The organism is Polaromonas sp. CG_9.5 (assembly GCF_035984465.1).
GTDB lineage: Bacteria > Pseudomonadota > Gammaproteobacteria > Burkholderiales > Burkholderiaceae_C > Polaromonas.
Window position 1 is genome coordinate 1 of record NZ_JAXCHR010000030.1, and the last position, 25,423, is coordinate 25,423.

Genomic DNA, 25,423 nt, shown 5'->3' on the forward strand with positions numbered 1-25,423 from the left:
TCCACGGCACGACGCGCTCCATCTGCTCCAGGAACTCGCGCTTGCGGGTTTTCTTCAGGCTCAGCTTGAGGTCCAGGGCGGCTTGTTTCATGGGCTGTATTTTCTCAAGCCAGACTTACTCCAAGCACACAAACGCGGGAGTTATGCAGAGTTTCCTTAGGGGACCTCTGCATAACTCTTCCCAATCTGTGATTAGGTGAATTTAAGGCGCTTAACAAGCTTATTTCCTTGCCAAAAATCCTGTTTTATCTGGAAACTATGGTTTTTAGTCACCTTAAACTGTAATTGAGAGTGTTCTATACCACAGTCATTACGGAGTTATGCAGAGGCTCCTTAGCGCAAGACCAGCGGCCGCTAGAAGCTATCAACTCCATAGCCAATTCAGGTCTGCTAGCCGCTCACACCGGCCAGACCACACCCTTGTCATTGAGCAGCACATCCAGCGGGATGTCGTGCGGTTCGGGCTCCATGTCGGGCAGCCAGCCGTGGCTGTAGCCCAGGCCCACGGTGACCGGGCGTGGCGACAAGGTGGCCAGGGTGCGGTCGTAAAAGCCGCCGCCGTAGCCCAGCCGGTAGCCGCCCGGCCCGTAACCCACGCAAGGCACGAACAGCAGCGTCGGCACGATCAGCTCGGTGTCCTTGGGCTTGGGAATGCCGTAGGCGTCTTCTTCCATCGGGCAGCCCGGATACCAGGCGTGAAAAGTCAGCGTCTTGTGCAGCTTGTTGACCACCGGCAACCCAATCTTGCGCGGCGACCTGCTTGCCATGCTTTCAGTAGCCAGTTGCGTCCGTACCTCCTGCGCAAGAGGCGTATTTTCCTGAAAATCAGGGCTCAGCACGGCGTCTTCTTGCCAGCGGTACAGCGCGGGCAGCGGATCAAACTCGCCCTTGATCGGCCAATACGCACCAATCACCTCATGGGGCGAGCCGACCAGCCAGATGCGCATGACGCGCTGCAGCATATCGGCCCGGGCCAGTCGGTCGGGCATGTCCAGGCGGGATTGCACAAGCGCTTTACGTGTACTTAATTTGTCCATAATGCCTAGATGCTATACAAACTTTTTTTCAGCACGGCACTTTCCGCTGCGCTGAGCGCGTCCACCTTCGCACAAAGCCCCTCTTTTGCCCAGCCGCCCGGCGCCAATGCCGCTGGCGACAGCCTCGTTGTGGAGATGAACAAAGCCTTTCGGCGCAGCGACAAAGACCGGCTGACGCAATTGCTGCCGCAGGCCCGGGGCCACGCGCTGGAACCGTGGGCGGCTTACTGGGAACTCAAGGCGCGGCTGGAAGATGCCAGCGCGCAGGAAGTGCAGGACTTCATGCGGCGCTACGCGGGCAGCTACCAGGAAGACCGGTTGCGCAACGACTGGCTGCGGCTGCTGGGGCAACGCCGCGACTGGGCCGGTTTTGCCGCCGAATACCCCAACTTTCGCATGAACGACGACCGCGAAGTACGCTGCTATGCCTTGCTGGTCGAGCACCTGAAAAACCCCAGGATTGACGCGCGCCTGTCGGAAGAAGTGCGCAAAAACTGGTACGCCCAGCGCGATGCCGACGACGGCTGCACCGCTGCTGCCGAACGGCTGGTCGGTAGCAAAAACCTCACGCCGCTCGATGCCTGGCAAAAAGCCCGGCTGGCCATGGAAGGCAACCGCCCCAAGGCAGCCCGCGATGCGGTGCAAATCGTCGCGCCCGAAGCGCTGGCGATGGTGGCTGAACTGAACAACAGCCCGATCAAGTTCCTGTCCAGCAAATACCTGGCGCTGCGCACGGTGCGCAAGGAAATCATCACGCTGGCGCTGGTCAAGCTGGCCGTCAGCGATTCCGAAGGCGCAGCCTTTCAGCTCGACAGCAAATGGGCGGGGCAGCTGACGGCCGAAGAACGCAACTGGCTCTGGGGCCTGATTGGCAAACAGACCGCCAGCCGCATGGGCACGCAGCCAGCCAGCGATGCGCTGCAGTATTTCGCCAAAGTCACCAAAGACACCGACCTGACCGACGACATGCTGGCCTGGAAAGCGCGCGCGTCCCTGCGTGCCGGCAACCAGCCGAACTGGCAACAGGTGCTCAAAGCCGTCAATGCCATGAGCGACGATGCCCGCAAGGATCCGACCTGGACGTACTGGAAAGCGCGCGCGCTGCTGGCCCTGTCGCCGCCCGACATGGCCAAGCCGCCCGCCACCGCCAAAGGCCCGGCGTCGGTCACCGTGATGGCACCGCAACGCATTGAGGCGCTGATGCTGCTGCAGTCCATTGCGTCGGTACGCGGGTTTTATGAGCAACTGGCGCTTGAAGACCTGGGCTTGAAGATTTCAGCGCCGGCCAAGCCCGCGCCGCTGTCGGCGGCTGAAAAAGAAATCGCGCGCCTCAACCCTGGCCTGAACCGGGGTGCCTACGCGATTGCCATCGGCCTGCGCTCAGACGGCGTGCGCGAATGGAACTACGCCACCAACCTGCACCAGAAAAACGGCATGGGCGAGCGTGAACTGCTGGCTGCCGCCCAGTTTGCCTGCGACCGCCAGATCTGGGACCGCTGCATCAACACCAGCGAACGCACCACCACCGTGGCCGACTTTGACCAGCGTTTCCCGATGCCATTCCGGGCATCAGTGGTCAAGCACAGCCAGGCCATCAACCTGGATCCGGCTTATGTCTATGGGCTGATTCGCCAGGAAAGCCGTTTCATCATGGACGCGCGCTCCGGCGTGGGGGCTTCGGGCCTGATGCAGGTCATGCCCGCCACGGCGCGCTGGACGGCCAAGAAAATCGGCATGGACAGCTTCACGCCCGACCAGATCAATGACCGCGAGACCAACATCACGATTGGCACCGCTTACCTCAAGCTCGCGCTGGATGACCTGAATGGCTCGATGCCGATGGCCGCTGCCGCCTACAACGCCGGGCCGGGGCGGCCACGCACCTGGCGCGGCCAGCCGGGCGGCGATGTGCTCGAAGCCGCCATCTGGGCCGAGAACATTCCCTTCAGCGAAACCCGCGACTACGTCAAGAAAGTGCTGTCCAACACCACCAACTACGCCGCCATCCTGACCGGCCAGCCGCAGTCGCTCAAAGGCCGCCTGGGCCTGGTGGGGCCGCGCGATGCGTCCTTGCCTGAGCCGTACAAGGATTTGCCCTGAAGCACCGCCAGGCGATGGCGGTGTTCTCCTTGCGCCCTGACCCAAGGGTGAGTCCGTCAGCGCCTCAGGCGACCAGCGCCAGCGCCGCATAGTCGCCCACCCGGTCTTGCAAGCCGGCCGGCACCAGCGTGCAGGCGGCGGTCAGCGCAGGCAGCTTGCCGCTGAGCTGTGCCTGCAGGCGCGGCAACAGGTAGTCGCGGTGATGCCAGAACACGCTGCCGCCCACGCTGATGCCCTGCAAGTCGAGCGTGATGACCAAGTTGTAAAGCATGCGCCCCATGACCCGGCATAAGTCATCAATAATGGCTGTAGCGCACGCATCACCTGCGCTGGCAGCTATAAAAATACTAGCAGCATCCGGGTAAGCAGAAAAGCGGCGCGGCAGCGCATTGCCGGCCACCAGCGCCTCGACATCGCCGATGTTGCCGCAGCCGCACAGCGCATCCATGTTGTCGCTGACAAACATGTGCCCGGCATGGCCGGCATTGCCGTTCTTGCCCCGCAGCACCTGACCACCCACACACAGGCCGGTGCCTATGCCGGTGCTCCAGGTCACATACGCACAGTGGTCCATGCCCTGCAGCGCGCCCCAGCGGCGCTCGGCCTGCAGCGCGGCAATGCCGTCGTTTTCTACCCGCACGCCCGCAAAGGCTTGGCGCAGCGGTGCTTCAAGCACGGCGGCAGTCCAGTCATTGGGCAGGCCGCGCGCCGCACCCGCCAGGCCGCCGCAAATATTGGGCGATGCCAGCTCAACCAATCCCTGATTCAGCACGAACGGGCCACACGACGCCACGCCAACCGCCGCGATGTCGTCAGGCCGAACATGCGCCGCCTGGCAACTGGCATGGATCATCCGCATCACCTGCTGCGCCAGCGCATCCGGCGCACCTTGCTTGCACGTCAGCTCGACCTGCTGGCCGTGCATGCCGCGCGCGTCCACGACATTGACGGCCACTTTGGTGCCGCCAATGTCCACGCACGCCACAGGTGCAGCACCGGCCGGCAGACGATCAGGCGCAGGGGTTTGAGTCGTTAATGAAGCATTCATGGCAGGCAGATTCCTCAGATCAAATGGCGGATCAGACGGGCCAAAAAGCCCGGCAAGATCGGGTGACAGCAATCAAGCATTCGCGGCTAAACACGCGACGCTGCAAGCCGCCCGGTGGTTTTCCAAAGCCGTTTTTTTGCAGCAGCGGGGGAAACCGGCGGTTCATGGGCAGCTTACAACGTATGCATCCGGTCACCCGCCTCAAACCCCAGCGGCGTCCACACCGGCTGGCCTTTGGCCCCGAACGCAATCACCTTGAACAGCTCGCCCATTTCATGCTCGTTCACCAGCTTTTGCGCCATGCTGCGCTCGGGCAAGCTGGCGTTTTCCAAGCCGTCCAGCAGGCCGCAGTTCAGCAAAAACCGGCCCTGGCTGGTGTAGCCCAGCACTTCCAGCCCGGCCTCTTGCCCGGCCAGCGCAATGCCGGTGAAATTGACGTGCGCGGTGATGTCTTTTTCGCCCACGTCCACCAGCGGGTCGGCATCGAGCAAATGGGCGCGGTGGCACATCACGGTGCCCATGCTGCGCTGCGGGTGGTAATACTCATGTTCCGGAAAGCCGTAATCGAGCAAAAACACCGCGCCGGCTGCCAGCCTGTCTGCCAGCGTGCGCATGAAGCCTTCGGCCTGGGGATGGATTTCGGTGACGTAGTCGTGGCTGCCTGCCACCTCCAGCGGCGGTCGCAAGTCGGTCGGGCTATCGGCGTAGGTGAAGCGCCCTTCGTGCAGCGCCACACCGCGCTCGTGCCACACGCCGCTCAAGCGCGCCAGCAGCTTCACTGGCATGGCATCGAGCACTTCGTTGCCCAGCACCACACCGCGCATCTGCGGCGGCAATTCGGTCGCCCACGCTACCCTGCCGGCGTGCGCCGCCAGCCGCGTGCGCTGGCGTTCGCGCAAGGTGCCTGAGAGATCAACGATGGTGTAGCGCGTCACCAGCGGCCCGAGCGCGTCTAACACCTGCTCTGCCAGCGCGCCCGAGCCTGCGCCAAATTCCCAGACCTCGGTGGTTTGCGACGCCTGCAGCGCCTGCGCCACCTGGCGCGCCAGCGTCTGGCCAAAGTGCGCCGACAACTCGGGCGCAGTGACGAAATCGCTGCCACCGCCATCGCGCCCGGTGGGCATCAGGCCAAATTTCAGCGAATCGTTGGCGTAATAGCCAAGGCCCGGCGTATACAGCGCCAGCGCCATGAAATGATCAAAGCCGATCCAGCCGCCGGCCTCGTCAATCGCCTTGGCTACAGCGGCGTGCAGGTCGGTCGTTAAAATGGAGTTATTTGTCATGTTTTTCACCGAAACTGATTGTCGGCGATTCCATTTGGCAATTTCGCCCCCTTCCTCACCCACCCCAAAGGCCAGATGACCGCTGCCCCGAACCCACCTGTTGTGCTTGTGACCGGCGCCGCCAGACGGCTGGGCCGCGAAATCGCATTGGCGCTGGCGGCGGGCGGCTGGCAGGTCGCGGTGCATTACCGCGAATCGGCTGATGACGCTATAAAAACAGTAGCTGACTGCGCCCGCCCGTCATGCGCATCAGCCGCTTTTCATGCTGATTTGGCCGATGAAGCCGACGTGCGCGGCCTGCTGCCCCGCGTCGTTGCCCATTTTGGCCGTGTCGATGCGGTGGTCAACAGCGCCTCGACCTTCGAGCATGACACCGCCGCCAGCTTTGGCTTTGCCGCGCTGGACAAGCATCTGCACAGCAACACCGGCGCGGCCATTTTGCTGGCGCAGGCGCTGCACGCGCATGTCAGCGCCCGAAACGCGTCGGGCGCGGTCGTCAACCTGCTTGACCAGAAGCTCTGGAACCAGAACCCTGATTTTTTCAGCTACACACTGTCGAAAGCCGCCCTTGAAGCAGCCGGCACCATGTTGGCGATGGCCTTGGCGCCCCAAGTGCGCGTGGTGGGCGTGGCGCCCGGCCTGACGATGACCAGCCATTTGTTGAGCGATGAAGCCTTTGCCGCGCGGCACAAGCTGTCGCCGCTGGGCCGCTCGTCCACGCCGTTTGACGTGGCCAGCGCGGTGAAGTTCGCGCTTGAAAATTCGTCCATCACCGGCACCACGCTGCTGGTCGATGGAGGCCAGCACCTGATGCGCTTCGAGCGCGATTTTTCGCTGATGTGAGTCCGGCCTGCGCTCTCACCATCGACAACGGCCAGCAGCCCCTCCACTTTTCTATTTATTACAGACTGTCATCATGCTGAACATCCGGGGAACCCGAATCCTCCACCTGACGGGTTTGCGCTTTGACGCCAGCCTGGGCATTCTCGAACACGAGAAAACCGAGCCGCAGCCCATTCAGGTCGATGCCGAACTGAACCTGGGCACGCAGCCGCTGCTGCCGCGCGACGACGACATTCACCATGTGCTCGACTACCGCAAGGTGCGCCAGATCATCATCACCGAATGCACTGCCGAGCATGTCAACCTGCTTGAAAGTCTGATCGGCAAGCTGGCGCACCGGCTGATGCTGCTGCCCGGCGTGCTGGGCGTGCGGGTAAAAATTGCAAAACTCGAAATTTTTGACGACTGCGAAGTCGCCATTCGCGTCGAGACAGGCCAGTGGTAAGTTTTATCAATTGACAAGGAAACCATGCTGATTACCCGCCTTGTTCTTAAAAATTGGCGCAACTTTCGCAGCCTTGATGTTCCATTGCGCGAGGTGTCTTTCTTGCTCGGCCCCAATGCCTCAGGCAAGTCCAACTTCTTGGACGTATTCCGGTTTTTGCGTGATGTCAGCAAAACCCAGGGTGGCGGACTGCAAAAAGCCGTTGCAGATCGGGGCGGCATCACCAAATTACGCTGCCTTCACGCCCGCCAGGATCCCGGCGTCCAGATTGAAGTGAGCCTGTCAGAGTCTGCCGATGCACCGCCCTTGTGGCGTTACGTCCTGGGTTTTGAAGGCAAGGGCACAAAACACATCCTGATTTCAAAAGAACAGGTATGGCACGGCAACGACCTAGTGCTTGATCGTCCCACGAAACAAGACAAGACAGATCCGCTGCTGCTGACGCAAACCCATCTGGAACAAATTCAGATGAATGGCAAATTCCGCGAACTGGTCGATTTTTTCGGGGCGACAACTTACCTTCATCTGGTGCCTCAATTGCTGAAGTTTGCCGACAAGATTGGCGGCCAGCGACTGGAAGATGACCCATTTGGGCAAGGCTTTCTGGAACGCCTGGCCAAGACGCCCGAAAAAACCCGGGATGCCCGACTGCGCAAAATTGAAACCGCTTTGGCCATGGCCGTGCCGCAATTCAAGCAGCTTGATTTCAAACCTGATGCACTGGGACATCCCCACTTGCGTGCACTCTATGAGCACCACCGTCCAAAGGCGGGATGGCAGTCAGAAGAGCAGTTTTCGGATGGGACATTGCGGCTGCTGGGCTTGTTGTGGGCCTTGCTGGAAGGTGACTCGCTGTTATTGCTTGAAGAGCCTGAAATCTCACTCAACGACGCCATCGTCAGGCAAATCCCGCTGATGCTGAGTCGCCTTCAGCGCAATAAGAAGGTCAAGCGCCAGATCATTCTGAGCACGCACAGCGAAGCCTTGTTAAGTAATCCCGGTATCGATGGACGCGGCGTCATCCTGCTAGAAACCAGCCCAGAAGGCTCCAGCGCCCGGACCGTCAATGAGGATGAATCGCTGGATATCCGGGCGGGGCTGAGCGTGGCCGATGTCATGCTGCCCAAAACTCGCCCCACAACGATCAATCAGTTGGGATTGTGGCAATGAGCCTGCTTGCGCTGGGCACAGAAGATGAGCTGAGCGAAGCGATGGGCAAGCGTCTCCTGAAGGAGGCTGGTTACGCGCTGGAGCCATCGCCTGTGTTACGCGGAGACGGATTTGGCTATTTGCGTTCCAAAATGGACAGCTGGTGCCAGATGGCAGCGCGAAAGCCGGTCCTCTTGCTGACGGATCTGGATATGAAAGCCTGCCCGATGGCGGTTCGCAACGACTGGATGGGCGCTCGCAAGCCCCCTGAAAATCTGGTTTTGCGTATCGTCGTGCGTGAAATCGAGTCTTGGGTTTTGGCCGACCATGATGCGCTTAGAACCCTGATCGGGAATCGCGGCACGCTGCCACCCGACCCGGACGCACTGGCTGACCCCAAGGAATATCTGCTTCGGCTGATTGCCAAACAGGCTCCTCGCCACATTCGCGAAGATTTGGTGGCTGAAAAGGGCGCTATCGCCAGCCAGGGAATCGGCTATAACGCACATTTTGGCGAGTGGGTCAGAACGCAATGGAGCCCTGCACGGGCCGCAGATCGCTCTCAAAGCCTTCGCCGGGCCCGAATTCGAATCGGTGAACTGGTTCGTCGGCTACAACAACATCAGGATGAATGACATGAACGCAGTCTGGATAGACGAACAACTTGAGACTTCAGCGCGGGTGCAAAACTCGATGAAGATTGAACGCGAAGACCACAAGCTGGAAAAGCGCCTGTGCCGCGAGGTGGGCCGGGCGATTGTTGACTTCAACATGATTGAAGAAGGCGACAAGGTGATGGTCTGCGTCTCGGGTGGCAAGGACAGCTACGCCATGCTCGATATTTTGCTCAAGCTGCAAAAACGCGCGCCGATCAATTTCGAGCTGGTCGCCGTCAACCTCGACCAGAAGCAGCCCGGCTTTCCCGAGCATGTGCTGCCCGAGTACCTGGACAAGCTGGGCGTGCCGTACCACATCGAAAACCAGGACACCTACAGCATCGTGACCCGCGTGATTCCCGAGGGGAAAACGCTGTGTTCGCTGTGCTCGCGGCTGCGGCGCGGCATTTTGTACCGGGTGGCGGGCGAATTGGGTTGCACCAAGATTGCGCTCGGCCATCACCGCGACGACATGCTGCAGACTTTCTTTTTGAACATGTTTTTTGCCGCCAAACTCAAGGGCATGCCGCCAAAATTAGTCAGCGACGACGGCAAGAACATCATCATCCGGCCGATGGCCTATGTGCCTGAGAAAGACCTGATCCGCTGGTCACAGGTGCAAGACTTCCCGATCATTCCGTGCACGCTGTGCGGCAGCCAGGAAAACCTGCAACGCAAGCAGGTCGGCAACATGCTGCGCGACTGGCAAAAACAGTATCCGGGCCGGATTGAAAGCATGTTCGGTGCGCTGCAAAATATAGTGCCGTCGCACCTGATGGACAGCAAGCGCCATGACTTCAAAAACATCCGCACCACCGGCATTGCCGACCCGCAAGGCGACAAGGCTTTTGATGACGAGGAATTCATGGCACCAAGCCTTGCGGCTGCCGGGGGCCGTGCGGTCATCGGCATCAACCCGCTGACCACTGGCGCCTAGCTTTTTGCCGGCAGTTTTTTGTCAACTACCTCTGGAGCCCTTATGAAACGATCAATTTCAGCTATTTTTTCGGTAGCAGTGATGGCTTTTTTCATGGTCGGGTGCTCCACCACGCGGGTGCTTGAAAACGACGTCACGGCGTTTTACAACTGGAACGCCGCACCGCCCACGCCCGGCACGCCTTACCGCTTTGAGCGCCTGCCTTCGCAGCAGGTCATCGGCGCGCAGCAGGACTATGTCGAAGAGCGGGCACGCACCGCGCTGGCCAAAGTCGGCATGGAGATGAACCCAGCCACGGCCCGCTACAGCGTGCAGGTCAGGGTCAGCACCCAGGTAATCGAACGCCTGCCTTATGACGGTTCGGGCTATGACGGCTTCGGGTTTGCCACGCCGGGCGTTTTTTTGAGCGGCGGCAGTCAGGGCGCGGGCTTGGGCCTGTCGTTTCCGATGCGTTTTTCGGAGCCTTACTACCGGCGCGAGCTGACGCTGCTGATGAGCGACCTGCGCACGCATCAGGTGGTGTTTGAAACCCGCGCCCTGAGTGACGGGGTGCAGGGCGAAACGCTGTCGGTGATGTCCGCCATGCTGGATGCCGCCCTGCGCGGTTTCCCGCAACCGGCGCCGGGACCGCACCGGATCAATGTGCAGATTCCGCGCTGAACATGTACCCCCACGCTTGTCGCTTCGCGTACTGCGCTGCCCTTGCTGGTGCGGCGGGGAGGCGGCCATCGCCTCTTGCGTTGATCGCTTTATGCAATACGCCCTTTTCTACCAAGCATGCCGTACGCATGCCCTTAATTCATGATTGAACCGACCCGCATCATCGCCATCCGGCATGGCGAAACCACCTGGAACGTCGACACCCGCATTCAGGGCGGCCTGGATATTCCGCTGAATGCCACGGGCCGCCAGCAGGCTGAGCGCCTGGCGCTGGCGTTGAAGGACGACCCCATCACGGCGATTTATGCCAGCGACCTGACCCGCGCCTGGGAAACGGCGCAATACCTGGGGCGCGCGCGCGGCCTGCAGGTGAATCCCGAAACCGGCTTGCGCGAACGCGGCTTTGGCGATTTTGAAGGCAAGACGTTTGCCGAAATCGAAGCACTCTTGCCCGAGCAGTCCCTGCGCTGGCGCAAACGAGACCCGGAATTTGCACCTGCTGGCGGAGAATCGCTGCAGGCACTGAACCAGCGCGTGGTCGAGGCGACAGAGCGGCTGGCTGCCCGGCATCCGGGCGAGCTGATTGCGCTGGTCGGCCACGGCGGCGTGATGGACGTGCTGTACCGCGCCGCCACCCGCCTGCACATCCAGGCACCGCGCACCTGGACGCTGGGCAACGCAGCGATTAATCGTTTACTCTGGACACCACAAGGCCTGACGCTGGTCGGTTGGGCCGATACTCAGCATCTGCAGAACGAATCACTGGACGACGGCCAGTTTGCTGCCGGCTCCCAACACCCCGTCCCCCATTCATAACCACAACGACAGCCGGAAGAACCTGATGACTTCTTTGACCCCGCCTCTGGCCGAATTGATCGGTAAACCCGTCCATGACATCGACACGCCCGCCCTGGTGATCGATATGGACGCCATGAAGCGAAACCTGGCCCGTATGGCCGAATTTGCGAAGAAGCACCGCATCCTCTGGCGTCCCCATGCCAAGCTGCACAAGAGCGTGTTGCTGGCCAAAATGCAGATCAAGGCCGGTGCGGTCGGCATATGTGTCCAAAAAACCGCCGAAGCCGAGATCATGGTGGCCGGCGGAATCTACAACATCTTCATCACCAACGAGGTGATCGCCCCGACCAAGCTGGCACGCGTCGCGGCGCTGACACAAGCGGTTGCCGCGCACGGTGGCCAGATCGCCATTGCGGTTGACAGCATCGAAGGCGTGAGCCGTCTGGCGCAAGCCATGACCAACGCCCGCACAACCGTTGCCCGCCTCGGCGGCAGCACGGCCACGGTGATCGATGTGTTTGTTGAAATCGATGTCGGCCAGCAGCGCTGCGGCGTCAAACCGGGGCAGGACGTGGTCACGCTGGCGCAGGAAATCCGCAAGCATCCGGCACTTCGTTTTGCCGGCCTGCAGGCCTACCAGGGCAAGGCGCAGCACTTGCACAGCGCGCAGGAGCGCCGGCTGGCGATTGCCAGCGCCGTCAAGGCAGTCGGCATCGCGCGTCAGTTGATTGAGGCCCAGGGCATGAAGCCCGGTCTGGTAACGGGCGCCGGCACGGGCAGCCTGGTGCTCGAAGCGGCCAGCGGGGTGTATGGCGAAGTACAGGCCGGCTCTTTCATGTTCATGGACGCCGACTACGCCCAGAACGAGCGCGACCCGGCGCAGCCGCAATTCGAGCAGGCACTGTTTGTCAAAACCCAGGTCATCAGCACCCACCCCAAACACGTGGTCTGCGATGCCGGCCATAAAAGCCACGCCATCGATTCAGGCATGCCCAAAGTCCACGCCTTTGACGAAAAAAGCGGGCTGGACTACCTCAACGGCGGCGACGAGCACGGCATTTTGCAGCCCAGCGCGGGCAGCACGCGCCTGCCCAGTCTGGGCAAGATGCTGTGGCTGATTCCGGGCCACTGCGACCCGACCGTCAACCTGCACGACGTGATGATTGGCGTGAAAGGCGGACTGCGCACGGGTGTCGTGCACGGCATTTACCCGGTGGATGCGCGCGGCGCGTTGACTTGACCTGATTATTCAGGGTTTTTAAGCCTTTCAGGCCTCTGGCGCATGCTGCACGTTCGCAAGCAGCTATTAAAAACATAGCGTTCAGTTTTTTGCGGCTGCGGCTCAAACTGCAAAATGGCTGAAACTTGTTTGCGCCGCCGCACGCACAGGCACGGCAAACAAGTTTTAGCCGCCACCCGCCGCCCTGTCAGCGCCCTGCGCCTGACGCCCAACGGCCTGACTTATTCCTCAAACACGGTGTCACCCGTGCTGCGCGGCGCGACGCCCAAGTGCCGGTACGCTGCCAGCGTGGCAATGCGCCCGCGCGGTGTGCGCTGGATGAAGCCCTGCTGAATCAGGTACGGCTCGATCATGTCCTCGATGGTGCCGGGCTCCTCGCCAATGCTGGCGGCAATGTTGTCCAGCCCGACCGGGCCGCCGTCGAAACGGTGAATCAGCGCCTCCAGGAACTTGCGGTCCATCAGGTCAAAACCCAGCGGATCGACATCCAGCATGGCCAGCGCCCGGTTGGCAATGTCCAGCGTGATGGTGCCGCTGCCCTTGACATCGGCATAGTCACGCACCCGGCGCAGCAGCCGGTTGGCAATGCGCGGCGTGCCGCGCGAGCGCCGGGCGATTTCAAAGCCGCCTTCTGCATCCATTGGTGCATTGAGCAGGCCGGCGCTGCGCTTGACGATGCGCGCCAGTTCCTCGGGCGTGTAGAACTCCAGCCGGGCCACGATGCCAAAGCGGTCGCGCAGCGGATTGGTCAGCATGCCGGCGCGCGTCGTGGCACCGACCAGCGTGAACGGCTGCAAGTCGAGCTTGATCGAGCGCGCCGCCGGGCCTTCACCGATCATGATGTCGATCTGGTAGTCCTCCAGCGCCGGGTAGAGGATTTCCTCGACCACCGGACTGAGGCGGTGAATTTCGTCGATGAACAGGACGTCGTTCTTTTCCAGATTCGTCAGCAGCGCCGCCAGATCCTTGGGTTTTTCCAGCACCGGGCCGGAGGTCGAGCGCATGTTCACGCCCAGTTCTTGCGCAATGATGTGCGACAGCGTGGTCTTGCCCAGCCCCGGCGGGCCGAACAACAGCACATGGTCAAGCGCTTCCTGGCGCTTGTTGGCCGCGCCGATAAAGATTTGAAGCTGCTCGCGCGCCTTGGTCTGGCCGACGTAGTCGTCGAACAGCTTGGGCCGCAGCGCACGCTCAATCGCCTCTTCTTTAGGCGAAGCAGGAGCGGCCGACATCATGCGCCGGGCAGGCGGCAGGTCGGCCATGTCGAAGTCGTCGGTTTGGATAGTCATGGATTAATCAAAAAAATTGTTTGGAAAAGTCCAGTCGAATCAACGCTTGTTTTCACGCAGTTTGAAGCGTTCCCATCTGGCAATCAAAAGACTGGCGAATCAGACCCATGACGTAAGGCAGTTCTTCAAATGAAGACAAGCTGACCATGACATCGCCATTTCCCCACTGGCCTAACTCTGTAACATCCACACACATGCCTTTTGGGTCATCGATTTCGTCAAACCGCATATTGAGTGAAAGACGCAGCCGTTTGGCCTGGGGAACGATATCCACAAAGTTGGTTTCGGCCTTAAAGGCCACGTACAGCTTGAGATACTCTTCAACCACACAGGAATCGAGCGCCAGAATGCTTTGCCGCAAGACATTGAACAGTTCACGCATCGCCCCTGAAGCAAGGTGCAGATGGTCTTTGATGCTGTAGGGCTGTCCAGTTTTAGCAGCCGCAGGAAGATAGGCGTCAAGAACACCGCTGGCCAGTTGCGGCGCTTGCCAGACACGCACCGCCTCATGCGCCAGCCGATGGGCTCGCGCAGTGATGGCCGCCTCATTCCATGCAGAAACTTGGCCAAGACCCTGATTGAGCTTGAGCGGGCTGTAGGCAAAACCGATGGGGTTATCTGCCTTGTCCTTCACCTGATCGCGTTTATAGGCAAACGGCTGATCTGAATATTCGCTGTTGTAGGCTGTCAGGGTCAGATTGCCCAAGGTATGCAGCCAGGTATTTTGGACACGCTTCCAGTCCTCGCCCACATCGGCTTGCCACTCGGCTGACAAGGCTTGGTTTTGCGGCAGGATGTGTTCAATGGTGTAGTCCTCTACCATCACACGCTCTCTGCGGCCCTCGTTTTCCAGACGGCGTAGCCAGTAACTCCGACTGCGAAAGTTGTAGATGTCGCGAATTTTCAATTCCCGTTCAAACTCATCATCATGGGGAAACCTTCGGTAGGAAGGCAGCAAAAGAAACTGCGCTTGCACGCTTTCCAGGTAACGATCTTTTTTCAACGTACGGCTCAAGCCTGCAAACGTCTTGTTCATGGAGTTGGTCGGTATCGCACAAATGGCGCGCCGAAACACATAGCTTTCAATCAGGCGGACGATTTTCAGGACTTCTGCCTTGTCAAGACGCTGGTTTGCATAGTCGTGATAAACGTCCAGCAAAAACGGATAAGCCACATCCACCTTCAGTTCACGAAGATCATGAAAAGCATGCTTGAGATCAGCATTGTTTTCAGCGTTTAACGCCATGGCGCAGTAGTAAGTGGCGTAAGCGTGAATATCGGCTACCAAGTCCCGAATACCGCCCTTGAAAGTGGCAGAGAACCGCTTGAACGTGACATAGACATCTCGCACATTGGGAATTTCGCCGGTTTTCGTCGTCAGATAGTGGCGCATGAAAGCGTCAAAATGAACAAGGTAGGCGGCTTGGCCAAAAGCCTTTTCCATAGGCCGCCAGTAGCTCTTGTAAAGCTCGGTTTGCAGCTTGGATTCCAGCCCCATCAGGATGTAATTACGAATCAGGTCAGCCTGGCTGAGTTCAAGACCCGTCGAATTCATGCTTTCAAAAATCAGCTGTGGATTGTCTTGTGTCCTGTCGAGTGATACATCCACGATGACGATTTTTGCCAGCCCTTTGCAGATGGCTTCGAGTTCGCCGTGGTGCTGCAAGATCAGCGATTGAAACAAGGCGTAGTTTTCGGTGATGCGCGTACTGGCCTCTGAGGGCTGCGAGCCATTGCCCAAAATAGCCAGCAAGGTTTCCTTATCTGTTTCAGACAGGATCAACTTGAAGTGGCGCTCGCCTTCCTCGTCTTCATTGAACAGATATTTGCGCAGCTTTTTGGCTGAAAAAGCCCCCAATAGCTCACTGACGCTCTTGGTTTCAAAGTGCTTGGCCAGTGCAGCCACAAACAAGGTGCTGGTGGTCAAGCGCTGCTGGCCATCAATCACCACCAAAGGCTCTTGCTGCACCACATTTCCATGCCCTTCGACATAAACAATTGCACCGATGAAATGCGCATTGACGTTTTCATCACGACCCGCGCGCATGAGGTCATCCCACAGCTGATGGCATTGGGCCGCAGTCCAGGAGTAATTGCGCTGGTAGAGCGGGATCACAAACTGCGGCGACTTGCGCAGGAAGTTGAGTAAATCGGCCTGGATTGCTTTCACTGACTGCCTTTGAAAAGGAATAAAAACTGTGGAAAGCAAATGCTTTGATTACTTCGCCAGCGCCCGCAGCGCCAGCTTGATGCCATCGCTCACGCCCACATCGGGCGGCAGGGCTTTGAGCGCCAGTGCGGCGTCCTTGTCGCTATAGCCCAGTGCCACCAGCGCCTGCAAAATGTCGAGTTGCGCTTCGCTACTCACATTGACCTGCGCGCCGATGTCGGCGCCCAGCTTGCCCTTGAGTTCCAGCAGCAGGCGTTCAGCGGTTTTCTTGCCGATGCCCGGCACCTTCACGATGCGGCCGGTTTCCTGCAGCGTGATGGCCTGCGCCAACTCGGCCACGCTCATGCCGCTGAGCACGCTGAGCGCCATGCGCGGGCCGACACCGGTAATTTTGATGAGCTGGCGAAAGGCCGCGCGCTCTGCGGTGCTGCCAAAGCCGTAGAGCAACTGCGCGTCTTCGCGGACGATGAAATGCGTGTGCAGGCTGATTTTTTCGCCCAGCCCCGGCAGGTTGTAAAACGTGCTCATGGGCACCAGCACTTCATAGCCGACGCCGTGGCAGTCCACCAGAATTTCGGGCGGGTTTTTTTCGGCCAGCTGGCCAGTGAGTCTTCCTATCATGGGCAAATCTTAGCAGCCAGAATGCGGGCCGCGCCGGTTCAATCCCGATAGCGTTACCCTGTGTAGTCCAAAGACGATGACACGCCCGGCCGAGGCGTTTTTGCAACACTCGTCTGTAGAATTTGCCCAAAGGGAGACTTGACAAGATATGTCAATTTATCAATTGAAATCACGCTTTCAAGCCTTGCTCAGGCCTGCCGTCAAGCGTCTGCACGCTGGGGGCGTGACGGCCAACCAGGTGACTTCTTTCGCCTGCGTGGTTTCGGTGGCGTTGGGCCTGTGGCTGTATTTCGCCGCCCTGCCCGCCGCCGCCTTTGCCTTGATCGCCGTCTGGATGCTGCTGCGCATGGGCCTGAATGCGGTCGATGGCATGCTGGCGCGCGAGCACGGCCAGCAGACGCATCTGGGCGCTTTTTTGAATGAGCTGACCGATGTGGTGTCGGATGCTGCGCTCTACCTGCCGTTTGCGCTGGTCGCGCCGTTCAGCCCTTTTTGGGTCGGCACGCTCATCGTGCTGGCGGGCCTGAGTGAATTTGCCGGGGCGCTCGGCCCGACCATCGGTGCCTCGCGTCGCTACGACGGCCCGCTGGGCAAGAGCGACCGGGCTTTTGTCTTCGGGCTGCTGGCGCTTTATATCGCCACTGGCGCGCCGCTGCCAGCGTGGACAGCGTGGCTCATGCCAGTGCTGGCCATCCTGACAGCATGGACTATTTTTAATCGCACGCGGCGCGCCATTGCCGAAGCGCCGGCGCGCCAGCCGGCCACCATTTTCAAGGATTGAATGCCTACTTCCCACCCTTCCCCTATGCCTCCTGCCGCCCTTAACTCTCCTGCGCCGCGCACGCCCCTGGAACACCATTTCGCCACGCACGACGGGGAATCGCTGTTCTATCGCCATTGGCCTGCCACGTCTGGCCAGCGGCGCGGTGCCATCGTGCTGTTCCACCGGGGCCATGAGCATGGGGCGCGCATGGCGCATCTGGTGGACGAGCTGGACTTGCCAGATTTCGATTTTTTCGCCTGGGACGCACGCGGCCATGGCCGTTCACCCGGTGCGCGTGGCTACAGCCCGAGCTTTGCGACCTCGGTGCGCGACGTACAGACCTTCGTCGAGCACATCGGCAGCGCGCATGGCGTGCCGGAGCAGGATATTCACGTCATCGCCCAAAGCGTCGGCGCGGTGCTGATCGCCACCTGGGCGCATGACTATGCGCCTAGAGTTCGCGGCCTCACGCTGGCGTCACCGGCGTTCAAGGTCAAGCTTTATGTGCCGTTTGCACGGGCCGGGCTGGGGCTGATGCACAAGCTGCGCGGGCTGTTTTTTGTCAACAGCTATGTCAAGGCCAAGTTCCTGACGCACGACCCGGTGCGCATCGCCAGCTATGAAAGCGACCCGCTGATCTCGCGGCCCATTGCGGTCAATATCCTGCTGGACTTGTACGCCGCTTCAGACCGGGTAGTGGCCGACGCCAACGCCATCACGCAGCCGGTGCAGCTCCTGATCTCGGGCGCTGACTGGGTGGTACATCATGCGCCACAGCACCGCTTTTTCGAGCGCCTGGGCAGCGCCGTGAAGTCAAAGCTTGAACTTCCCGGCTTCTACCATGACACGCTGGGCGAAAGAGACCGGGCGCCGGCGGTGCTGGCGATTCGCGACTTCATCCTGGCGCGTTTTGCATCCCTGGCGCTGCCAGTGGATTTGCGCGAAGCCCACCTGCGCGGCGAGACCGCCGATGAATCGCGGGCGCTGGCCAAGCCGCTTTCTGTTTTGTCGCCACGCGGCGCTTACTGGGCCATGACGCGCAGCAGCCTGCGCTTGGGCGGACGGCTGTCGCACGGTATCAAACTGGGCCACGACACGGGGTTTGACTCGGGCAGCACGCTCGACTATGTGTACCGCAACACGCCGGCTGGCGAAGGGCAGCTGGGCCGCACCATCGACAAGACCTACCTGCAGTCGATTGGCTGGCGCGGCATTCGCCAGCGCAAGCTGCATGTCGAGGAATTGCTGCGCGTGGCGATGGAACACCTGGCCGAGCAACACCGCCCGGTGCGGCTGATGGACATTGCCGCCGGGCATGGCCGCTATGTGCTGGACGCCGTGCTGGCCAGCCCGGTCAAGCCCGCCTCCATCTTGCTGCGCGACTACAGCGACATCAATGTGCGCGATGGCCGGGCGCTAATTGCCGAAAAAGGGCTGCAAGACGTGGCGAGTTTTGTGCAGGCCGACGCCTTCGACCGCAACAGTCTGGCCAGCATACAGCCCCGGCCAACGCTGGCGGTGGTGTCAGGCCTGTACGAGCTGTTTCCCGACAACGCCCTCGTCAGCCGCTCGCTCCACGGCGTCGGCGATGCGGTCGAAGATGGCGGCTATCTGGTCTACACCGGCCAGCCCTGGCACCCCCAACTGGAGATGATTGCGCGGGCACTGACCAGCCACCGCCAGGGCGAAGCTTGGGTCATGCGCCGCCGCACGCAGGCCGAGCTGGACCAGCTGGTCGAAGACGCAGGCTTTCGCAAGATCGCGCAGCGCATTGACGAATGGGGCATTTTCACAGTGTCTTTGGCGGTGCGACGCGACGCATGACCGCCTGGCTTGCGCAGCATCCCTGGAAACGCGCGGCGGGCTGGCTGGCGCTGCTGGGGCCGCTGTTTTATGCCAGCTACGGGTTTGCCAACTGGTGGGCCGCTTCTCGCGCTTCAGTGCCCACACTGGCTTTTGACTGGGAACGTGCGCTGCCGTTCTGGCAATGGACGATCTTTCCGTACTGGACGATCAACTTTTTTTATGCGCTGTCGGTTTTTCTGGCGCGCGACAAGCACACGCTGGACCGGCATGCGCTGCGGCTACTGACGGCGACTTGCCTGGCGGTGATCTGCTTTTTGATCTGGCCACGGCGTTTCAGCTTCGGGCTGCCCGAGGTCAGCGGCGCGCCGGCACTCCTGTTCAATGCGCTGCGCGGTTTTGACCAGCCGTTTAACCAGGCACCGTCGCTGCACATTGCGCTGGCGGTGATTTTGTGGGACTGGTACCGGCGTTTGCTGCAAGCCCGCTGGGCGCGCCTGGTGTTGCATGTCTGGGCGTTTGCGATTTGTGCTTCGGTGCTGACGACCTGGCAGCACCATTTCATCGACATTCCGACTGGCGCGCTGCTCGGGCTGGTGTGCGTCTGGCTGTGGCCGCTGGAGCGCGTGGCGTCGTTGCCACAAGGCTGGCGCTTGGCGCGCGATGCGCAGCGCTGGAAGCTGGCCGGGGTATATGCCATGGGTGCGATGGTTTTTCTGAGCGTGGCGCTGGCAGCAGGCGGCATGGCGCTGTGGCTGGCCTGGCCGGCGGCTTCGCTGGTGCTTGTGGCGCTCAACTATGCAGGCTTGGGCGCACACGGCTTTCAAATGGATTCGCGTGGCCGCATGCGCTGGGCAGCGCGCTGGCTGTTCGCGCCGTACCGACTGGGCGCGGCGGTCAACGCCTGGCTCTGGACGCGCCGGCTGCCGGCGTCGGTCGAAGTGCTGCCGGGCTTGCGCTTTGGCCGCATCCCGACGCGCGCTGAATGGCAGGCGGCGGGCCGGCCCCGGCTGGTCAGCCTGTGCGCTGAACTGCAGTTGCCCGCCGTTCAGGGCGCGCGCTGCCTGCCGCTGCTTGATCTGGTCGCGCCCGCTCCGGGCAAGCTGCGGCGCGCGGCCAACCTGATTGAAGGCCAGCGGCGTTCGGGCGGTACGGTTTGGGTCTGCTGCGCGCTGGGTTTTTCGCGCAGCGCCGCCAGCGTCATGGCCTGGCTGCGGCTGCATGGCGGGGCGGGCACTTTGGCGCAGGCGGAAGCGCGGGTGCGGCAGGCCCGACCGCAAATCGTGCTGGGCACGGCTTGGCAGCAGGCGCTTGAGCAAACCAGCGAACCCGCCCTGCCATGAGCGCTTTTGACGACAACGACCGCGCCCTGTGCGCCGCAACCGGCCGGCTGCTGCAGGCCAGTGACCGCCTCAGCGCCTGGGGGTTGGGCGTGACGGTGGTGGGCATGGTGGTGCTGGCGCTGACCGGACGCTCGTTGCCGATGGTGTCGTGGCTGGGCTTTGCGGCGGTGGTAATGCTGGGTCTTCCCGAGCGGTATCTGGCGTTTAGGCTGCGGTTTGATGCCGGGCTTTTCAACGATTTGGCGGCGCAAAATACGCCGTCTCTTGCTGCACTGGACAATGCCCTGCAGCGCCTGGACCTGCGCAACGCGCCCGACGCGCCGCGCACACTGCAAGACCGGGTGCTGGGCGCCCGGCAATTGCTGCAGCGCCACGGCATCGTGGTGGTTTGCCAGAGCGTGCTTTTCCTGCTGGCGCTGCTGACCCAGGATTTGCGCTGACAGCGCAGACCGCCCTACTCGACAAAAGGAATTGCTGATGAATGATTCGCCTCGCGGGCGCATGCGGCCCCTGGCAGCTGCCCTGTCGGCCTGGGTGATCGTGCTGGGTGCCCGGCTGCTGACCGGCGTGCGCGCCATCTGGACGGGGGCCGCGCCCAGAGCCGACCAGACAGTTTATTTTGCCAACCACACCAGCCACGGCGACTTTGTGCTGCTGTGGGCGACTTTGCCGGCAGACCTGCGCTCCATCACCCGGCCTGTGGCCGCGCAGGATTACTGGCAGTCGTCGGCGCTGCGCAAGTTCATCGGCCAGGACGTGTTCAATTCGCTGATGATCTGCCGCGAAATCACCACCGGCCCCAATCCGGTCCAGCAAATGACGCAGGCGCTGCTGGCCGGCGACTCACTCATCATGTTTCCCGAAGGCACGCGCAACACCGGTGACGAGGTGCTGCTGCCGCTCAAAAGCGGGCTCTTCCACCTGGCACGCGCCTGCCCGCAGGTGCGGCTGGTGCCGGTGTGGATCGAAAACCTCAAACGCGTGCTGCCCAAGGGCTCCTTCGTGCCGATTCCGCTGGCCTGCAGCGTGCGCTTCGGCACACCCTTGGTGCTGGCAGACGGTGAAGAAAAAGACATCTTCATGGCCCGCGCCAGAGCCGCCATGCTGGAACTGCGGCCTGAATATGACCGCGCCGAAGACTGATTTGCCATGAACATCTCCCCCTCGACCCAGACCACGCTGCTGCTGTTTGCCGGTGTTTTAGGCGTGCTGCTGTTGGCCTCCAGCATCGGCGCGCTGCTCAAGTGGCGCGTCGCGCAGGGCCAGCCGCACACGGTGATCGACAACCTCAATGCCCGCGTCAATGCCTGGTGGGTGATGATTGGCGTGATTGGCCTGTCGTTTGCCTGCGGCAAGGGCGGTGTGATGGTGTTGTTCTACCTGATCTCGTTTTACGCGCTGCGCGAGTTCATGAGCCTGGCCTACACCCGGCGCGGCGACCATGCAGCCATTGCCGTGGCGTTTTACATCGCCCTGCCGGTACAGTATTTCCTGATCTGGATTGACTGGTACGGCCTGTATTCCATCTTCATTCCGGTGTATGCCTTTTTGATCCTGCCCATTTTGGCGGCCGTTGGCGGCGACACCCAGCGCTTTCTGGAGCGCACGTCCAAGGTGCAGTGGGGCTTGATGATCTCGGTGTTCTGCATCAGCCATGTACCGGCGCTGCTCACGCTGAACATTCCCGGCTTCGAGGGCCGCAATCTGCTGTTGATTGCCTTTCTGGTGATCGTGGTGCAGGGCAGCGACGTGCTGCAGTATGTCTGGGGCAAGCTGCTCGGCAAGCGTAAAGTCGCGCCCGAGCTGTCACCGTCCAAAACCTGGGAAGGCCTGCTGGGCGGCGTCGCCAGCGCCACCGCGCTCGGTGCCTTGCTGTCATGGGCCACGCCGTTCACCCCGTGGCAGGCTGCGCTGATGTCGCTGACTATTTGCGTGATGGGCTTTTTCGGCGGGCTGGTGATGTCGGCCATCAAGCGCGACCGGGGCGTGAAAGACTGGGGCACGATGATCGAGGGCCACGGCGGCATGCTCGACCGGCTCGATTCGGTGATTTTTGCGGCCCCGATTTATTTTCATGCGCTGCGCTACTGGTGGGTTCCCTAATGCACGCCTCGACTTGATATTGCGCGGCGCTTCCCTATCTGTGTTTAATCAGACAGCAGCGCCCGCCGACAGGCCGGTCGCAACCCTTCACGAAAGCCCCTCTTTTGATTCTTCGCCATACCTTCACGCCGCCCAACAACACCCGCATGGCCAATTTGTGCGGGCCGATGGACATGCACATCCGCACCATCGAGGCCGGCTTGCAGGTCACGATTGCGCATCGCTTTGAGCAGTTCAAGATTGACGGCACCAAGCTGCGCGCCACGCAGGCGCTGGAAGTGCTGCAGGCGCTGTATGAAATGGCCCAGCGCCCCATCGAGCCCGAAACCGTGCAGCTGATGCTGGCGGGCGACATGGCGCTGAACACGCTAGAGGGCGGCATCCCGCTGACGACGCGCCGCGCCGACCTGCGCGCCCGCACCGTCAACCAGGGCACCTACCTCGAAAACATCGCCGCGCACGACATCACCTTCGGCATCGGCCCGGCGGGCACCGGCAAGACTTACCTGGCGGTGGCCTGCGCGGTCGATGCGCTGGAGCGCAGCACAGTGCAGCGCATTGTCCTGACGCGCCCGGCGGTCGAGGCCGGTGAGCGCCTGGGCTTTTTGCCCGGCGACATGGCGCAAAAGGTCGATCCCTACCTGCGGCCGCTGTACGACGCGCTGCACGAGTTGATGGGTTTCGAGCGCGTGCAAAAGGCCTTCGAGCGCCAGCAGATCGAGATTGCGCCGCTGGCTTTCATGCGCGGGCGCACGCTGAACCATGCCTTCGTGATCCTGGACGAGGCACAGAACACCACGCCCGAGCAGATGAAGATGTTTTTGACGCGCATCGGTTTTGGCAGCAAGGCCGTGGTCACGGGCGACGTGAGCCAGGTCGATTTGCCGCGCACTCAGATGAGCGGGCTGATCGACGCCGAACGCGTGCTCAAGCGCGTGCAGGGCATCGCGATTACCCGGCTGACCAGCGCGGACGTGGTGCGGCATCCGCTGGTGGCGCGCATTGTGGACGCCTACGACAAGACGCCGAGCAACCGGGACGATGCCAAGGCGGCGCTTGAAGCGGCAGATGACGCTGTTGATGTGCTGGCGACTCCCATCCGCAAGACGAGCGCCAGGAGCCGAAATGGCTCTTGATTCACTGAGCTTGTCGCTGCAGTTCGGAAAATTCCCCGACGCCGCCCTGCACCGCGCCGCTTTGCCCCGGCACAGCGTCGCCCGCTGGATTCGTCACGCCCTGCAAAGCGATGCCGAAATCACCGTGCGCATTGTCGGCCAGGAAGAAGGCCAGACGCTGAACCGCGATTACCGGGGCAAGGATTACGCGACCAACGTGCTGACCTTCGATTACACGCAGGAGCCGGTCGTCACGGCCGATCTGGTGCTGTGCGCACCAGTGGTAGCGCGAGAAGCGCAAGATAACGGCAAGACCCTGCAGGCGCATTACGCGCACCTGCTGGTGCATGGCACGCTGCACGCGCAAGGCTGGGACCACGAAACCGGCGACGAGGAGGCGCAAGAAATGGAAGCCTGCGAAATCGACATCCTGGCCGGTTTGGGTATCGACAATCCCTACGCCTGAGAATTTTTTCAACAAATCAGGCGCTGGCGCTTATTCAAAGGGCGTCTTTAGCTATTTATTAAATAGCAGACTAGAGGCCATGCTACTCAATTCAAGCCGTGCAAGAATGCCGCATGACCCGCAAGCCCCACCGCTTTTTCATACCCGCCGTGCTGTGGCTGGCCATCAGCGCGCTGGGCGGTGTGGCCATCGCGCGGCTTGAGCTGAACCGCTTGCGTGATGATTTTGAAACCAATGCCCGCATTGCCCACCGGCTGTTGAGCCAGCGCGCCGTGCAGCATGACGCCGTGATGGCCATGCTGGCCCTGATTCAACCGCCGCCCGACGCTTCGCAACCCGAGCAGCGCCTGCCATCGGTGTACCCGCAAATCATCGGCGTGCAGCGGCGCGACCGGAATGCCGTCTGGGTCGACGAACGCCTGGCGGCGGCTGAAGCCCAATCGCGTGCCTTGCAGCGGCCGGTGCTGGCGGTTGCCGACTTTGCGCGTGGCCGTTACCAGCTGGTGCTGGCCGCCGAGCCCACCAGCTTCAGCATTCAACTCGACCTGCACGCCGTGGTGCCCTGGAGCGAATGGCCGATGGCGCCTGACACCAGCCCCGTCCGCATAACACTTGATGACGGCCAACAAAGTTACGTCGTGCAGCCAGGCCGCATCCATGAAGGCGGCTGGCGATTTGAGTTTCACAAACACCTGGCCACCGACAGCCAGCCTTTTGATGTGGCCGGGCTGCGTCAGGTCGGCTGGGGCGAACTGCCCTGGGCCTGGATGCTGGCCTGGTCGCTGCTGGTGGCCGTGATGGTGAGGGGCGGCGTCGCCCTGCTGCGCCAGCGCGCCGAAAAGCAGCGCGCCGAAGAGCTGCTGCGGCTCGGTCAGGTCGGGCGGCTCAACACGCTGGGCGAGCTGGCCGCCGGCATGGCGCACGAGCTGAACCAGCCCCTGACCGCCGTGCTGGCCAACACCCAGGCAGCCAAGCGTTTGCTGGACGAAGACCCGCCCGAGCTGGCCATCGCCCGCAAAGCCATGGCGCAAGCAGCCGAACAGGCGCGCCGCGCGTCAAGCGTCGTAGGCCGCCTGCGCCGCGCCATTGAGCGGCCCGCGATGGCGGTGCAAAGCGTCAGCGTCGGCTTGGAAGACGCCGTCAACAACGCGCTTTACCTGCTGGAGCCCGAATTTATCCGCCATGACGTGCAGCCCCAAGTCAGTCTGCAGCAGGCCGCGCCGCGCGTGCTGGCCGACCCGGTCGCGCTGGAACAAGTGATTCACAACCTGCTGACGAACGCGCTGCAAGCGCTGTACAAAGTGCCCGCGCCAGAACGACAACTGACCTTGCAGCTGGGCACGGAGGGCGACAGCGGCATCTTGCAAGTCAGCGACACCGGCCCCGGCATCGCGCCCGACGTGCTGCAGCGCATTTTTGAACCCTTTTTCAGCACGCGGGAAGGCGGGCTGGGCTTGGGTGACCTTGCCCCTGGATTCCGTATCCCATAACCGAGATCATGAACGGGCTTGATGGGCCTGAGCCGCAAGCCAGTTTTCCTCAAACTGCATCGGG

Annotated in this window: 24 protein-coding genes; 18 read left to right on the top strand and 6 right to left on the bottom strand. The window is 61.5% G+C overall.

Annotated features, from left to right (window positions below; all coding sequences use genetic code 11):
* Positions 1-398: 398 nt before the first annotated feature.
* A complete protein-coding gene (locus RCH06_RS16220; RefSeq protein WP_327082503.1) occupies positions 399-1,037 on the bottom strand; it encodes a 5-formyltetrahydrofolate cyclo-ligase in 639 nt (212 codons plus the stop codon).
* Between the two features lie 9 nt (positions 1,038-1,046).
* Between RCH06_RS16220 and RCH06_RS16225 the strand changes: the two genes are divergently transcribed.
* Positions 1,047-3,137, top strand: coding sequence for a lytic transglycosylase domain-containing protein (locus RCH06_RS16225; RefSeq protein WP_327082504.1), 2,091 nt, complete (start codon positions 1,047-1,049; stop codon positions 3,135-3,137).
* Positions 3,138-3,201: 64 nt separating this feature from the next.
* Here RCH06_RS16225 and RCH06_RS16230 read toward each other — a convergent pair whose 3' ends face one another.
* Positions 3,202-4,185: an ROK family protein gene (locus tag RCH06_RS16230; protein WP_327082505.1), complete on the bottom strand. Its 984-nt coding sequence runs from the start codon at positions 4,183-4,185 to the stop codon at positions 3,202-3,204.
* Between the two features lie 173 nt (positions 4,186-4,358).
* Entirely contained in the window at positions 4,359-5,468 is a 1,110-nt protein-coding gene (locus tag RCH06_RS16235) for a class I SAM-dependent methyltransferase (RefSeq protein ID WP_327082506.1), read from the bottom strand.
* A 75-nt stretch (positions 5,469-5,543) separates the two neighbouring features.
* Between RCH06_RS16235 and RCH06_RS16240 the strand changes: the two genes are divergently transcribed.
* From RCH06_RS16240 to RCH06_RS16275, 8 genes are all read left to right on the top strand, one after another.
* Positions 5,544-6,311: an SDR family oxidoreductase gene (locus RCH06_RS16240; RefSeq protein WP_327082507.1), complete on the top strand. Its 768-nt coding sequence runs from the start codon at positions 5,544-5,546 to the stop codon at positions 6,309-6,311.
* Between the two features lie 73 nt (positions 6,312-6,384).
* On the top strand, positions 6,385-6,756 hold the full coding sequence (locus tag RCH06_RS16245) for a dihydroneopterin aldolase (protein ID WP_327082508.1): 372 nt from the start codon (positions 6,385-6,387) through the stop codon (positions 6,754-6,756).
* A gap of 24 nt (positions 6,757-6,780) precedes the next feature.
* Positions 6,781-7,926 (top strand): AAA family ATPase, encoded by a 1,146-nt coding sequence (locus RCH06_RS16250; protein ID WP_327082509.1) that lies wholly within the window; start codon positions 6,781-6,783, stop codon positions 7,924-7,926.
* Positions 7,923-8,540: a hypothetical protein gene (locus RCH06_RS16255; RefSeq protein ID WP_327082510.1), complete on the top strand. Its 618-nt coding sequence runs from the start codon at positions 7,923-7,925 to the stop codon at positions 8,538-8,540. Before RCH06_RS16250 ends, RCH06_RS16255 begins: the two co-directional genes overlap by 4 nt.
* Position 8,541: 1 nt before the next feature.
* Positions 8,542-9,498, top strand: coding sequence for a tRNA 2-thiocytidine(32) synthetase TtcA (gene ttcA / locus RCH06_RS16260; RefSeq protein WP_327082511.1), 957 nt, complete (start codon positions 8,542-8,544; stop codon positions 9,496-9,498).
* Positions 9,499-9,540: 42 nt separating this feature from the next.
* Entirely contained in the window at positions 9,541-10,158 is a 618-nt protein-coding gene (locus tag RCH06_RS16265) for a DUF4136 domain-containing protein (protein ID WP_327082512.1), read from the top strand.
* 141 nt (positions 10,159-10,299) lie between these two features.
* Positions 10,300-10,974: a histidine phosphatase family protein gene (locus RCH06_RS16270; RefSeq protein ID WP_327082513.1), complete on the top strand. Its 675-nt coding sequence runs from the start codon at positions 10,300-10,302 to the stop codon at positions 10,972-10,974.
* Between the two features lie 25 nt (positions 10,975-10,999).
* Positions 11,000-12,196: a DSD1 family PLP-dependent enzyme gene (locus tag RCH06_RS16275; protein WP_327082514.1), complete on the top strand. Its 1,197-nt coding sequence runs from the start codon at positions 11,000-11,002 to the stop codon at positions 12,194-12,196.
* A 221-nt stretch (positions 12,197-12,417) separates the two neighbouring features.
* Here the strand turns inward: RCH06_RS16275 and ruvB are convergent, their stop codons facing one another.
* From ruvB to ruvA, 3 genes are read right to left on the bottom strand one after another with little or no spacing between them, the layout of a single operon-like run.
* Positions 12,418-13,485 (bottom strand): Holliday junction branch migration DNA helicase RuvB, encoded by a 1,068-nt coding sequence (gene ruvB, locus RCH06_RS16280; protein WP_327082515.1) that lies wholly within the window; start codon positions 13,483-13,485, stop codon positions 12,418-12,420.
* A gap of 52 nt (positions 13,486-13,537) precedes the next feature.
* The gene (locus RCH06_RS16285) at positions 13,538-15,655 is read right to left on the bottom strand and encodes a GmrSD restriction endonuclease domain-containing protein (protein WP_327082516.1); all 2,118 of its coding nucleotides are present in this window, start codon (positions 15,653-15,655) and stop codon (positions 13,538-13,540) included.
* Between the two features lie 48 nt (positions 15,656-15,703).
* Entirely contained in the window at positions 15,704-16,276 is a 573-nt protein-coding gene (gene ruvA, locus RCH06_RS16290; RefSeq protein ID WP_327082517.1) for a Holliday junction branch migration protein RuvA, read from the bottom strand.
* Between the two features lie 148 nt (positions 16,277-16,424).
* Between ruvA and RCH06_RS16295 the strand changes: the two genes are divergently transcribed.
* The 9 genes from RCH06_RS16295 to RCH06_RS16335 all read left to right on the top strand — a co-directional run bounded on the left by RCH06_RS16295 (position 16,425) and on the right by RCH06_RS16335 (position 25,359).
* Positions 16,425-17,057 carry a CDP-alcohol phosphatidyltransferase family protein gene (locus RCH06_RS16295; protein ID WP_327082518.1) on the top strand — a complete coding sequence of 211 codons (633 nt, stop codon included), beginning with the start codon at positions 16,425-16,427 and terminating at the stop codon, positions 17,055-17,057.
* Between the two features lie 24 nt (positions 17,058-17,081).
* Complete coding sequence (locus RCH06_RS16300; RefSeq protein ID WP_327082519.1) at positions 17,082-18,863, top strand: bifunctional alpha/beta hydrolase/class I SAM-dependent methyltransferase; 1,782 nt, start codon at positions 17,082-17,084, stop codon at positions 18,861-18,863.
* Positions 18,860-20,185 (top strand): phosphatase PAP2/dual specificity phosphatase family protein, encoded by a 1,326-nt coding sequence (locus RCH06_RS16305; RefSeq protein ID WP_327082520.1) that lies wholly within the window; start codon positions 18,860-18,862, stop codon positions 20,183-20,185. Before RCH06_RS16300 ends, RCH06_RS16305 begins: the two co-directional genes overlap by 4 nt.
* Positions 20,182-20,625: a hypothetical protein gene (locus RCH06_RS16310; protein WP_327082521.1), complete on the top strand. Its 444-nt coding sequence runs from the start codon at positions 20,182-20,184 to the stop codon at positions 20,623-20,625. Before RCH06_RS16305 ends, RCH06_RS16310 begins: the two co-directional genes overlap by 4 nt.
* A gap of 61 nt (positions 20,626-20,686) precedes the next feature.
* Positions 20,687-21,328 (top strand): lysophospholipid acyltransferase family protein, encoded by a 642-nt coding sequence (locus RCH06_RS16315; RefSeq protein WP_442799706.1) that lies wholly within the window; start codon positions 20,687-20,689, stop codon positions 21,326-21,328.
* Between the two features lie 6 nt (positions 21,329-21,334).
* The gene (locus tag RCH06_RS16320) at positions 21,335-22,288 is read left to right on the top strand and encodes a phosphatidate cytidylyltransferase (protein WP_327082523.1); all 954 of its coding nucleotides are present in this window, start codon (positions 21,335-21,337) and stop codon (positions 22,286-22,288) included.
* Positions 22,289-22,392: 104 nt separating this feature from the next.
* On the top strand, positions 22,393-23,424 hold the full coding sequence (locus RCH06_RS16325) for a PhoH family protein (protein WP_327082524.1): 1,032 nt from the start codon (positions 22,393-22,395) through the stop codon (positions 23,422-23,424).
* Positions 23,414-23,869 carry an rRNA maturation RNase YbeY gene (gene ybeY, locus RCH06_RS16330; RefSeq protein WP_327082525.1) on the top strand — a complete coding sequence of 152 codons (456 nt, stop codon included), beginning with the start codon at positions 23,414-23,416 and terminating at the stop codon, positions 23,867-23,869. The genes RCH06_RS16325 and ybeY overlap by 11 nt, the downstream gene beginning before the upstream one ends.
* A gap of 113 nt (positions 23,870-23,982) precedes the next feature.
* Positions 23,983-25,359, top strand: coding sequence for a sensor histidine kinase (locus RCH06_RS16335; RefSeq protein WP_327082526.1), 1,377 nt, complete (start codon positions 23,983-23,985; stop codon positions 25,357-25,359).
* Positions 25,360-25,423 lie beyond the last annotated feature (64 nt).